The organism is Kitasatospora nipponensis (genome assembly GCF_039528135.1).
In the GTDB taxonomy this organism is placed as follows: domain Bacteria; phylum Actinomycetota; class Actinomycetes; order Streptomycetales; family Streptomycetaceae; genus Kitasatospora; species Kitasatospora nipponensis.
Genome location: NZ_BAAALF010000225.1, coordinates 292 through 11,931, shown reverse-complemented (window position 1 = coordinate 11,931; position 11,640 = coordinate 292). Strand labels below are relative to the sequence as shown.

Genomic DNA, 11,640 nt, shown 5'->3' with positions numbered 1-11,640 from the left:
CCCCCCCCCCCCCCCCCCCCCCCCCCCCTCCCCGCCCGACGCCGCGGCCCGGGCGTACTGGGAGCTGGCCGGTGCCCGCGCCGACGCGCCGCACCGAGGTGGTGCGACCCGGCCGCTGCGGCTGGTCGCCGCCGACGGCAGCCTCGACCTCGAACCGCTGCGCACCGCCTGCCGCACCGCCGGCCTCACCCTGGCCGAGGACGACACCCGGAGCCCGGCGCTGGACCTGGTGCTCTGCGCCGACTACCTCGACCCGCGGCTGCGCGAGCTGGACGCCGCCCACCGCGCCGATCGGCGCCCCTGGCTGCTGGCCAAGCCCTACGGCACGACCCTGTGGGTCGGGCCGGTCTTCCAGCCCGGCACCACCGCCTGCTGGAACTGCCTGGCCCACCGGCTGCGCAGCCACCGCTGCGCCGAGTCGCCGGTGCGCCTGCACCACGGCGACCAGCGGGTGCCCGTCCCGCGCGCCGCGCTGCCCGTCACCGTCGGGCTCGGCGCCCAGCTCGCCGCGCTGGAGGCCGCCAAGTGGCTGGCCGGCCACCGCTCCACCGAGCACGACGGCGTGGTCACCCTGGACACCCTGACGCTGGCCAGCCGCACCCACCCGCTCACCCGCCGCCCGCAGTGCCCGCAGTGCGGCGACGCCTCCCTGATGGGCGCGCGCACCGCCCGCCCCGTCGAGCTGATCAGCCGCCGGCGCACGGTGCGCACCGGCGGCGGGCACCGGGCGATCTCGGCCCAGGTGATGCTGGAGCGCTACAGCCACCTGCTGAGCCCGGTCACCGGCGTGGTCAAGGACATCCGCCGCGACCCGCGCGGCCCCGAACTGCTCAACGTCTACCGGGCCGGCCACAACCTGGCGCTCGGCCCGCGCGCGCTGGGCGAGGTCCGCGACTCGCTGCGCCAGGAGAGCTCCGGCAAGGGCCGCACCCCGCTGGACGCCCAGGTGGGCGCGCTCTGCGAGGCCGTCGAGCGGATCAGCGGCCTGTGGCAGGGCGACGAGGCCCGGGTGCGCGGCTCGCTGCGCTCGCTGGGCAGCTCCGCGGTCCACCCGGACGGCTGCCAGCTCTGGGACGACCGGCAGTTCGCCGAGCGCGAGCGCTGGAACGCCGAGGGCCACCCCTTCCACCTGGTCGCCGAGCGGTTCGACCCGACCGCCGAACTCGACTGGTCGCCGGTCTGGTCGCTGACCCGCGGCCAGCACCTCTTCTTCCCCACCTCGATGCTCTACTACGACGCCGCCGACCGGCGCGGGCGCCGGATGGTGCGGGCCGACTCCAACGGCTGCGCGGCCGGTGGCACCCTGGAGGACGCCGCGCTGCAGGGCCTGCTGGAGCTGGTGGAGCGCGACGCGGTCGCCCTGTGGTGGTACAACCGCACCCGCCAGCCCGGCGTCGACCTGGCCTCGCACGGCGACCCGTGGACCGCCGAGCTGCAGGCCGCGCACGCCGAACTCGGCCGCGAGGTCTGGGCGCTGGACCTCACCTCGGACCTGGGCGTGCCGGTGGTCGCGGCGTTCTCCCGCCGGGTGGACCGGGCGCCGGGCCAGGCCGAGGACATCGTCTTCGGCTTCGGCGCCCACCTCGACCCGGCGATCGCGCTGACCCGCGCGCTGAGCGAGGTCAACCAGCTGCTCCCGGCGGTGCTCGGCTCGCGCCCGGACGGCACCGGCTACGGCTGCGCGGACCCGGTCGCGCTGCGCTGGTGGCGCACCGCCACCCGGGAGGCGATGCCCTACCTGGCCGCCGACCCGACCGTCCCCGCTCGCACCGCGCTCGACCACCCCTACACCCCGGGCGGCGACCTGCTCGAGGAACTCCGGAGCCTTCAGCGCATCATGGAGGCCAAGGGGTTGGAGGTCTGCATCCTCGACCAGACCCGACCCGATCTGGGGCTACCGGTGGTGCGGGTGCTGGTTCCGGGGCTGCGGCACTTCTGGCCACGGTTCGCACCCGGCCGACTCTTCGACGTCCCCGTGGCGCTGGGTAGACGGGCCGAACCGACCCCGTACGAGGAGCTGAATCCGATCCCGATGTTCGTCTGAGACCCTTCCGCAGGAGCAGCCGTGTCCCCCGTCCCCGCCACCACCGGTTCCACGCAGCCGGGCGCCTCGTGGATCGACCTCTGGTCGCTGCGCGAGGACACCCTGCTCGAGGAGCAGGAGGACGGCTCGATGCTGCTCCGCTCCCGCTGGGGCGACCTGCGACTGCCGCAGCCGGGCCCGGTGCTGGGCGAGGCGCTGCGCCGGATGCGGCTGGGCCCGGTGCAGCTGGACAACGTGCCGGGCACCGGTGAACTCGCCGCCCGGGTGCGGCTGCTGGCCGCTCTGCGGCACCTGGGCGGCCTGGTGGTGCGCTCGGTCGGCGCCCCCGACGGCGACCACCCGCTGCTCTCGGTGGTGCCCACCACCGCCGGCGCCCGGCTGAACCCGCAGCCGCTGCCACCGGACCGGCTGCTGCGGCTGTCGCGTTTCGCCGCGCTGCGCTCGACCGGGCAGGGCGGCCTGCTGGAGTCGCCGACCTCCGCCTTCCAGGCGGTCTTCCGGCGGCCCGAGGCGGGCTGGCTGATCGCCTCGCTGGGCCGGCCCACCGCGCCGGCGGCGGCCCTGGAGCGGCTGCCGATCGGCCGGGCGGCCGGCATCGCGGTCCTCTCCCACCTGGTGGCCACCGGCATGGTGGAGGTGGCCGAGCGGGCCGGCCCGCCGCACGAGGCGGTCTTCACCGAGGACCTCGATCCGGTCCTCACCCCCTGGTCCCACCACGACCTGCTCTTCCACTGGAGCAGCCGACCGGGCTGGCAGGACCGGCAGTTCGGCGCCACCTACCCGCTGGTCGGCCGCCAGGACCCGCAGCCGGCCCTCAAGCCGGTGCCCTCCGGCACCCGGATCGCCCTGCCGCGGCCCGCCGGCGACGCCCCGCACGGCTGGGACACCCCGCTCGGCGAGGTGCTGGAGCGGCGCCACTCGGTGCGCCGGCACGGCGAGCAGGGCCTGTCGCTGGAGCGGCTGGGCGAGTTGCTGCACCAGGCGCTGCGGGTGCGCGCGCTGGGCGGGCCGCCCGACGAGCGGCGCAAGCAGCAGATCTCGGCCCGTCCCTACCCCAGCGGCGGCGCCTGCTACGAGCTGGAGTTCTACCTGACGGTCGGGCGCTGCACCGGGCTGGCCCCCGGCGTCTACTACTACGACCCGCTGGGCCACGCCCTGGTCCTGCTGGAGTGCCCGCCGCCGCTGCGCGCCGCCCTGCTCGCCGACGCGCAGGCCGGCACCGGCATGGACTCCGCCCCCGACGTCCTGCTGACGATGACCGCCCGGTTCGCCCGGGTCTCCTGGAAGTACAGCGGACTGGCCTACGCGCTGACCCTCAAGCACGTCGGCGTGGTGCAGCAGACCCTCTACCTGCTCACCACCGGCATGGGACTGGCGGGTTGCGCGCTGGGCACCGGGAACACCGCGCGCTCGGCCGAGGCGTTCGCGCTGGACTGGCGCGAGGAGTCGGCGGTGGGCGAGTTCGTGCTCGGGTCGCTGCCTTCCGCGGGGCCCGGTCGCACCGACGATTGATTGATCCTTGAATTGGTTCTCGGATTCGATTCGCGATCAAGGCATATGACTGGGCGTCATCCCCCTGACCGTTGTCGGAATTCGACTCTTCCTGTCATCCGGAATTCGCCCGGCCATGCGGATTCCGCCCTACCATCGACCAACAGCCACCGGTTACTCGGAGGGAGACGCCATGACGGGCAAGGCCGGCGCGTGGGAGGCACTCTCATCCGACCGCGAGGACCCCGACCGCGCGAGCGGCCGGGGAGGGCCTCCCGCCACCAGCGAACCCGAGGTCAGCGTGCTCGGGATCCAGGCGCCGGCCCCGCGGTTCGCGCTGGGCGTGGTGTGGACGGTGATGACCGGCTTCCTCGTCATGCAGACGGTCGACATCCTGGACCAGGGAGTCACCGCACTCACCCTGATCTGCTGCCTGACCGTGCTGCCGGCCACCATCGGCCTGCAACTGGTGCACACCCTGCCGCGGTTCCGCCGGTTACGAGCCCGCTGGGGCTACTGGACGCTGCTCACGCAGACCCTGCTCACGGTGTTGCCCTGTCTGTTCATGGGCTGGCCCTGGGGCGGGATGGGCGGCTTCGTCGGCGCCTCGATGCTCACCCTGCTCTCGCTGCGCGCCGCGCTGCCGGCCTTCGCCGGGCTGATCGCGATGATCGGCCTGGGCACCGCGGTGGGTGCCGGCAGCAGCGTCTCCGCGGTCTTCTACATGACCGTCTCCACCCTGATCACCGGCATCATCGTCTACAGCCTGACCCTGCTCGCCAACCTGACCCTGGCGGTGCACGAGGCGCAGCAGGACATCGCCCGGGTGGCGGTCATCAAGGAGCGCCTGCGCTTCGCCCGTGACCTGCACGACCTGCTGGGCTACAGCCTCTCCGCGATCACCCTCAAGAGCGAGCTGGCGCACGCCATGGTCAACCGTTCGCCCGACCGCGCCCGGGCCGAGCTGGAGAGCATCGTCGACCTCTCCCGGCAGGCCCTGCACGACGTGCGCGAGGTGGCCCGCAGCTACCGGTCGATGTCGCTGCTGACCGAGCTCTCCTCGGCCCGCTCGGTGCTCTCCGCGGCCGGCATCGACGCCCGGCTGCGGGTGGACTGCGGGCGGCTCTCCAGCGAGGCCGACACCGTGCTGGCCACCGTCCTGCGGGAGGGGATCACCAACATGATCCGGCACAGCAAGGCCGCGCACTGCACCATCGAGGCGGTGGCCCAGGACGGTTCGACCAGCCTGTTGCTGGTGAACGACGGCGTGCCGGCCACCGAACGCGAGCAGGAGCGGGCCAGAGCCGATCCGCTCACCCTGGGCTGCGGGGGGCTGGGCAACCTGGCCGCGCGGCTGACCGCGGTCGGCGGCACGCTCACCGCGGGTGTGCGCGACGACGGCTGCTTCGAGCTGGCCGCGCACATCGCCGCGGTCGAGGTCGGCGCGGGCGAGGCCTCGGCCCGGGCCCCCGGCGAGCTGATCGCGCTCTCCCCCGACGGCGGCACGCCCAAGGTGGCCTGACCCCCCTGTGGCCGGGCGGACGCGGCGACGAGGCGCCGCGTCCGCCCGAAAGCCCCAGGTCGGCGGGGGTTCAGACCCAGCCGGCCTCGCGGGCGATGCGCACCGCGTCCAGGCGGTTACGCGCGTTGAGTTTGACCACGGCAGAGGTCAGGTAGTTGCGCACCGTACCCACCGAGAGGAAGAGTCGCCCGGCGATCTCGGTGACCTCCGCGCCGTCGGCCGCCAGCCGCAGCACCTCGGTCTCCCGCTCGGTGAGCGGGTTGTCGCCGCTGTCCCAGGCCGCCACCATCAGGTCCGGGTCCACCACCCGCTCGCCCTGCGCCACCCGCCGGATCGCCTGCGCCAGCTCGCGCGGCGGCGCGTCCTTGAGGATGAAACCGCGTACCCCGCAGGCCAGCGCCCGGCGGAAGGTGCCGGGGCGCCCCAGGCTGGTGAGGATCAGCGTGCTGCACTCCGGCATGGCCTCCTGCAGCTGGGCCGCGGCGGTGAGGCCGTCGGTCCCGGGCAGGTCGATGTCGATGACGGCCACGTCGGGTCGGCACTGCAGTGCGGTGGGGACGATCTCGTCGCCGTTGGCGAGCTCCGCCACGACCTTGATGTCCTCTTCGAGGCCCAGCAGCGCCACCAGTGCGCCCCGCACCATGTGCATGTCCTCGGCCAGCAGAACTTTGACGATCACAGGCGCATCCCCCGACTATCCCACCCAGGATGTATCGAATTCCGTTCGACACCGCCCCCGCAGGATGCTACTCCGATCATGCGACAAACGGTGTAGCTGGTCGTCTGCGAATCCCCTGTGTGGCACGGGCCCCCACCCGAGTCGTTCCGAGCCATTCCCCTCCTCGACGTCAGCCCCCTGGCGCCCTCGCCCTGACGCGCGGCGCAGCCGATCACGGCGCTGGGGAGCATAGCGCGCCCTCCCGGGCCGCCACCGGGCCCCGCTGGTCCCCGGTGGCGGCCCGGGCACCGCGGCGCCTCACGCCGGGGGCGGGGCCGCCGTCCAGCCGAACTCCTCCTGGAGCCTGGACTCCAGCGCGGTCAGCGGCCGTTCGCGGCAGAGCCGCTCGGGGTGGCGCGGACCCGGTCCGGCCAGCGGCGGCAGCGGCGGCGCGGCCGGCTCGCGCACCGGCGCCGGCGGCGCCTGGACGAGTTCGAGCGGCAGCAGCGCCCCGAAACAGGCACCCACCGCGGCCAGTCCGCGCAGCACCGGCGCCGACGTCGGTGCCGGTGCCACCGGGCCCCGCGGCGCCCCGGCCTGCGGGCCCGGTACGGCTCCCCGGCGCCCGGCCAGCGCCGACCACCACCAATCCCGCCATCCGCCCACGGCCGCCCTCCGTCCCGACCGGGACCCGCGCCCGGTCGGCGGCAGGGTGCCAGCCGGTCCTCGAGGTCCCCTCCAGGACGGCCCCAACGGGCGGCTGCCGCCGGGCCTGCGGGGCAGGGGGCGCGGCCCGCGCGGGCAGGCGGCGCGCGGCCCGGTCACCCACCCGGCCCGCGCACCACCGAACGCCCGGTCAGCGCCCCCGCAGCGTGCGGTACCTGGCGACCAGCGCCGCGCTGGAGCTGTCCAGCGCCTCGGCGCCCTCGCCGGTCAGCAGCACCGGCTCGATCCGCTTGGCCAGCACCTTGCCGAGCTCCACGCCCCACTGGTCGAAGGAGTCGATGTTCCAGATCGCGCCCTGCACGAACACCTTGTGCTCGTAGAGCGCGATCAGCTGACCGAGCACCGAGGGGGTCAGCTCGGCGGCCAGCAGCACCGAGGTCGGGTGGTTGCCGCGGAAGGTGCGGTGCGGGACCTGCCACTCCGGCACACCCTCGGCCCGGACCTCGTCCGCGCTCTTGCCGAAGGCGAACGCCTGGGCCTGGGCGAAGAAGTTGGCCATCAGCAGGTCGTGCTGGGCGGCCAGCGCGGGCGCCAGCTCGCCGACCGGCGCGGCGAAGCCGATCAGGTCGGCCGGGATCACCTTGGTGCCCTGGTGCAGCAGCTGGTAGTACGCGTGCTGGCCGTTGGTGCCGGGGGTGCCCCAGACCACCGGTCCGGTCGTCCAGCCGACCGGGCTGCCGTCGCGCTGCACCGACTTGCCGTTGGACTCCATGTCCAGCTGCTGCAGGTAGGCGGTGAACTTGGAGAGGTAGTGCGAGTAGGGCAGCACCGCGTGCGACTGGGCGTCGAAGAACTGGCCGTACCAGACGCCGAGCAGGCCCAGCAGCAGCGGGACGTTCTGCTCCGCCGGCGCGGTGCGGAAGTGCTCGTCGACCAGGCGGAAGCCGCCCAGCATCTCCTCGAAGCGCTCCGGGCCGATCGCGATCATCAGCGACAGGCCGATCGCCGAGTCGTAGGAGTAGCGGCCGCCCACCCAGTCCCAGAACTCGAACATGTTCGCCACGTCGATGCCGAAGTCCGCGACCCCCGCGGCGTTGGTGGACAGCGCCACGAAGTGCTTGGCCACCGCCTCCTGACCGGCGCCCAGCTGCCCCAGCAGCCAGTCGCGCGCCGAGGTCGCGTTGGTGACGGTCTCGATGGTGGTGAAGGTCTTGGAGGCCACGATGAAGAGCGTCTCGGCGGCGTCCAGGTCGCGGACCGCCTCGTGCAGGTCGGCGCCGTCCACGTTCGACACGAAGCGCACCTGCAGGTCGCGCTGGGTGTAGGCGCGCAGCGCCTCGTAGGCCATCGCCGGGCCCAGGTCCGAGCCGCCGATGCCGATGTTGACCACCGTGCGGATCCGCTTGCCGGTGTGCCCGGTCCACTCGCCGCTGCGCACCCGGTTCGAGAAGGCGGCCATCTTGTCGAGGACGGCGTGCACCTCGGGGACCACGTTGACCCCGTCGGCCTCCACGACCGCGCCGCGCGGCGCGCGCAGCGCGGTGTGCAGCACGGCGCGGTCCTCGGTGACGTTGATCTTCTCGCCGCGGAACATCGCGTCCCGCAGGCCCGCCACGTCGAGGGCCGCGGCGAGCTCGCGCAGCAGCTCCAGGGTCCGGTCGGTCACCAGGTGCTTGGAGTAGTCCAGGTACAGGTCGCCGACCTGCAGGGTGTAGCGGCTGCCGCGCTGCGGGTCCGCGGCGAACATCTCGCGCAGGTGCAGCTCGCCGAGCTCCGCCCGGTGCTTCCCGAGGGCGGCCCACTGCGGGGTGCGGTCCAGGGGGGTACGGCCGTTGGCGGGGTTCTCCGGCATCGGATTCTCCTCGAATCGGTCTGATGTGCGGTGCTCGGTCCGGAGGGACGGACCGGGTGGCGCCGACGCTCTTGGCGGCTTGACCGCGCACCAGCCTACGGAACAGTCAGGGCCGCCCGCGCCACCCGCGGCTGACGCGGCGCCGTCGCGCGCGCACGGCGCTGACCTGCCGCGTCAGGTCGCCGTCGGGCCGTCGACCGCGCTCCGCCCGCCGTTCGCCCCCCGTTCCCGGCCGGCCGCCGGCACCGGCCCGGTCAGCTGCGGTCCGAGCGCAGGTCCAGCCCGCGCAGCACGTGGTCCACCAGCGCCGGATCCGCGCCCGGCTCGGCCCGGGCCGCCACCATCTCGCGGCGCGAGGCGGCCAGCAGCTCCTGCTCCACCTCGCGCAGCCGGCGCACCTGGGAGACCCGCCGGTGCGCCGCGGCGGCCACGTCCGCCTCGTACTGCTCGGGGAAGAGCTTGGCCAGCCGGTCCTGCTGGCGGGTGCGCAGCTTCTCCGCCATCTCGACCGGCAGCAGGTCCTCCTCCTCGAGTTCACCCAGCCGGTCCAGCGCCGCCTTGGCCGCCCGCCACCACAGCTCCCGCTCCTGCTGCTCGCGCCGGTCCAGGTGCGGGTCGATGCCCAGCCGCCGCACCAGCCAGGGCAGCGACAGGCCCTGGACCAGCAGGGTGAAGAGCACCACGCCGAAGGCACAGAAGACGATCCGCCCGCGCCCGGGGAAGTCCGCCCCGCCGTGCACGGTGAGCGGCACCGCCAGCGCGAGCGCGACGGTGGCCACCCCGCGCATCCCCGACCACCAGAGCACCACCGTCTCGCGCCAGCTGATCGGGGTGTCGTCCTCACCGCGGCTGAGCCGCTTGGAGACCCAGGCGGCCGGCAGCAGCCACCACAGCCGCACCAGCACCACCACCGCGATCACCACCGCCGCGTCGCCCAGCATGGAGTGCCAGCCGGCCCCGGCGTCCTTCAGCACGGTCGCCAGCTCCAGGCCGATCAGCCCGAACGCCACCCCGGTGATCAGGATCTCCACGATGTCCCAGAACGCGGTGCCGACCAGCCGGTACCCCACGTCGTCCGCGTCCGCGGCCCGCTCGGCCAGGTAGAGGCCGCAGACCACCACCGCCAGCACCCCCGAGCCCTCGATCACCTCCGCCAGCGTGTAGGCCGCGAACGGCACCAGCAGGTTGAGGGCCACCTGCTGGGTCGGGTCGTCCAGCATCGACGCCAGCCGGGTCGCCAGCCACCCGAGCACCAGGCCCACCAGGACCGCCAGCACCGCCGACTGGACGAAGCGCAGCAGCGCGTGCGGCACCGAGAAGCCCCCGTCCACCACCGCCTCGACGGCCAGCGAGTAGATCACGATCGCCGTCACGTCGTTGAAGAGCCCCTCGCCCTCCAGCACCGCCACCAGCCGGCGCGGCAGCCCCACGCTGCCGGCCACCGCCACCGCCGCCACCGGGTCCGGCGGCGAGACCAGCGCCCCCAGCGCGACCGCCGCCGCGATCGGCAGCGCCGGTGCCAGCGCGTGGAAGGCGACCGCGACCAGCGTCGTGGTGACCACCACCAGCGCCACCGCGAGCAGCAGGATCGAGCGGATGTTCGCCCGGAAGTACGCCGGCGAGGCCCGGCGGGCCACCGCGAAGATCAACGGCGGCAGCACCAGCGGCAGGATCAGGTCCGGGTCGACCGCCACGTTCGGGATCTGCGGCACCACCGCCATCACCAGCCCCAGCAGCGTCATCAGCACCGGCTGCGGCACCCCGGTCCGCCGGGCCAGCGGCATGGTCACCACCGAGGCGAGCAGCACCAGGAAGAACAGCGACAGCTGGGCCACGAGACGATCCTCTCCTGGGAACAGACCGAGTGTAGATATGACAAACCACCCCGACTCCCCCGCCACGCGGCCCCCGCCACTCCCGGCCGCCCCGATTCGGACTTTCGACTGCTGACCAGGTAATGTTCTCTCCGTCAGCACGCGCCGCTAGCTCAGTTGGTTAGAGCAGCTGACTCTTAATCAGCGGGTCCGGGGTTCGAGTCCCTGGCGGCGCACAGCGAGGCACCCGGTGGGCGCCCCTCCGACGGGAGGGGCGCCCACTGGCGTTGTGGCCCGGGCCGACGGAGCCTCGAGGTATGAACACTGCGAACTCCGTGACCGTGCTGCTCGAGCTGGAGCCCTCCACCGAGGTGATCGGCTCCCAGGAGATCGACATCGGTGCCCGGGTCCGCTGGGTGCACGCCGCCCACCAGGGCGCCGCCCGTACCCTGTGCGGCCTGGACCCCCGTGGGCTGGAGCCCGAGCGCTACCGCCCCTCCTCCCCCGACCAGCCCTGGTGCCCCCCGGCCCACCACACCCGCCGCTGCCCCGCCTGCGACACCCTCCTCGGCGAGACCGGCTGAGGGGGCCCTATCCTGGGCGCGGCACGGCCCGGAGTGGAGGGCTTGAGATGCGAGTCGGAATCACGGGGTACCAGGGACTGTCGGACCTGACCGAGATGCTGGTGCGCGGTGAGCTGTGGAAGCTGGTGACCACCTACGGGCCCTACGAGCTGGTCGGGGTGACCGCGCTGCGGCCGGGGCCGGAGACCTGGTTCGCGCAGGCGGTGCGGGAGCACGGCGGCAAGGTCGAGATCGTGCTGCCCGCGGGGGCCGCCGCGCCGGCCCGCAGCGAGATCACCCGGGAGGCGACCGCCGTGCACCGGCTGGCTCCGGTGGCGGCCGGCGGGCTGGGCGACGACCTCGGGCGGGCGCTGGTGGGGATGATCGACGAGCTGATCGCCGTCTGGGACGGTGACCGGGACGCCGGCGAGCCGGCCGAGATCGCGGCGCTGACCCGGCGGGCCGGGCTCTGGGTGCACGAGATCTGGCCGGCGGGCTGCGAGCGGCCGGCGGCGCACTGAGCGGCGTGGGACAGGCCCTAGTTCCGCTACCGGTTCTTCCTGTTCGATCCCCGATCCGGCTGGTTGGCTGGGCTGGTGGAGAGCAGGGCCGCCGCCCCAGCTCCGCCAGGTGCGGCGGCGGCCCGTCCGGGATCTGACAGAGGACACGCCTGTGCTGCCGTCTGCGCCTTGTCACCACCTCACCTCCGTCCGCGAGCACCGCGACCCCCGCGAGCGCCGCCACCGCGCCGAGCAGCGCGAGCAGCGGGCCGCCCCCCCCCCCCCCCCCCCCCCCCCCCCCCCCCCCGCCGCCGCCCCCCCCACGGCCGGCATCCCGCCGGCGGGCGACGGGGGCGGCTACGGGGCCGAGCCGATGGAGACCGTCCGCAGAGCCCTCGGCGCCGCCCAGTCCCAGCGTGCCCACGCCGCCCGAGGAGGAGGCGACCACCCCCTGCACCTCGTGGCGGGCGGGCAGCCCGCCCTTGGCCCGTCCGACCCGGCGACCAAGGAACGGGTCGAACGGGCCAAGG

At 74.3% G+C, this 11,640-nt stretch carries 9 protein-coding genes and 1 tRNA gene; 6 read left to right on the top strand and 4 right to left on the bottom strand.

The window, feature by feature from the left end; translation table 11 throughout:
- The 3 genes from ABD323_RS35745 to ABD323_RS35735 all read left to right on the top strand — a co-directional run.
- The coding region (locus ABD323_RS35745) for a TOMM precursor leader peptide-binding protein (RefSeq protein WP_344446258.1) at positions 1-2,044 on the top strand (2,044 nt) is incomplete at its 5' end.
- A 21-nt stretch (positions 2,045-2,065) separates the two neighbouring features.
- Complete coding sequence (locus ABD323_RS35740; protein WP_344446257.1) at positions 2,066-3,556, top strand: SagB family peptide dehydrogenase; 1,491 nt, start codon at positions 2,066-2,068, stop codon at positions 3,554-3,556.
- Between the two features lie 172 nt (positions 3,557-3,728).
- The gene (locus ABD323_RS35735) at positions 3,729-5,057 is read left to right on the top strand and encodes a sensor histidine kinase (protein ID WP_344446256.1); all 1,329 of its coding nucleotides are present in this window, start codon (positions 3,729-3,731) and stop codon (positions 5,055-5,057) included.
- Between the two features lie 70 nt (positions 5,058-5,127).
- Here the strand turns inward: ABD323_RS35735 and ABD323_RS35730 are convergent, their stop codons facing one another.
- The 4 genes from ABD323_RS35730 to ABD323_RS35715 all read right to left on the bottom strand — a co-directional run bounded on the left by ABD323_RS35730 (position 5,128) and on the right by ABD323_RS35715 (position 10,068).
- Positions 5,128-5,733: a response regulator transcription factor gene (locus ABD323_RS35730; RefSeq protein WP_425556274.1), complete on the bottom strand. Its 606-nt coding sequence runs from the start codon at positions 5,731-5,733 to the stop codon at positions 5,128-5,130.
- A gap of 300 nt (positions 5,734-6,033) precedes the next feature.
- On the bottom strand, positions 6,034-6,381 hold the full coding sequence (locus tag ABD323_RS35725) for a DUF6059 family protein (RefSeq protein ID WP_344446254.1): 348 nt from the start codon (positions 6,379-6,381) through the stop codon (positions 6,034-6,036).
- Between the two features lie 190 nt (positions 6,382-6,571).
- Positions 6,572-8,233 carry a glucose-6-phosphate isomerase gene (gene pgi, locus ABD323_RS35720; RefSeq protein WP_344446253.1) on the bottom strand — a complete coding sequence of 554 codons (1,662 nt, stop codon included), beginning with the start codon at positions 8,231-8,233 and terminating at the stop codon, positions 6,572-6,574.
- 254 nt (positions 8,234-8,487) lie between these two features.
- Positions 8,488-10,068, bottom strand: coding sequence for a Na+/H+ antiporter (locus ABD323_RS35715; RefSeq protein ID WP_344446252.1), 1,581 nt, complete (start codon positions 10,066-10,068; stop codon positions 8,488-8,490).
- A gap of 141 nt (positions 10,069-10,209) precedes the next feature.
- Here ABD323_RS35715 and ABD323_RS35710 point away from each other — a divergent pair.
- The 3 genes from ABD323_RS35710 to ABD323_RS35700 all read left to right on the top strand — a co-directional run bounded on the left by ABD323_RS35710 (position 10,210) and on the right by ABD323_RS35700 (position 11,131).
- Positions 10,210-10,283: transfer RNA gene (locus ABD323_RS35710), tRNA-Lys, on the top strand.
- A gap of 81 nt (positions 10,284-10,364) precedes the next feature.
- Positions 10,365-10,631 carry a hypothetical protein gene (locus ABD323_RS35705; RefSeq protein ID WP_344446251.1) on the top strand — a complete coding sequence of 89 codons (267 nt, stop codon included), beginning with the start codon at positions 10,365-10,367 and terminating at the stop codon, positions 10,629-10,631.
- Between the two features lie 47 nt (positions 10,632-10,678).
- Positions 10,679-11,131: a hypothetical protein gene (locus tag ABD323_RS35700; protein WP_344446250.1), complete on the top strand. Its 453-nt coding sequence runs from the start codon at positions 10,679-10,681 to the stop codon at positions 11,129-11,131.
- Positions 11,132-11,640: the final 509 nt, after the last annotated feature.

Excerpts from the sequence above, each read along its gene's own strand:
- ABD323_RS35705 (WP_344446251.1), top strand. The coding sequence starts at position 10,365 with ATGAACACTGCGAACTCCGTGACCGTGCTGCTCGAGCTGGAGCCCTCC.
- pgi (WP_344446253.1), bottom strand. The coding sequence starts at position 8,233 with ATGCCGGAGAACCCCGCCAACGGCCGTACCCCCCTGGACCGCACCCCG.
- ABD323_RS35700 (WP_344446250.1), top strand. The coding sequence starts at position 10,679 with ATGCGAGTCGGAATCACGGGGTACCAGGGACTGTCGGACCTGACCGAG.
- ABD323_RS35735 (WP_344446256.1), top strand. The coding sequence starts at position 3,729 with ATGACGGGCAAGGCCGGCGCGTGGGAGGCACTCTCATCCGACCGCGAG.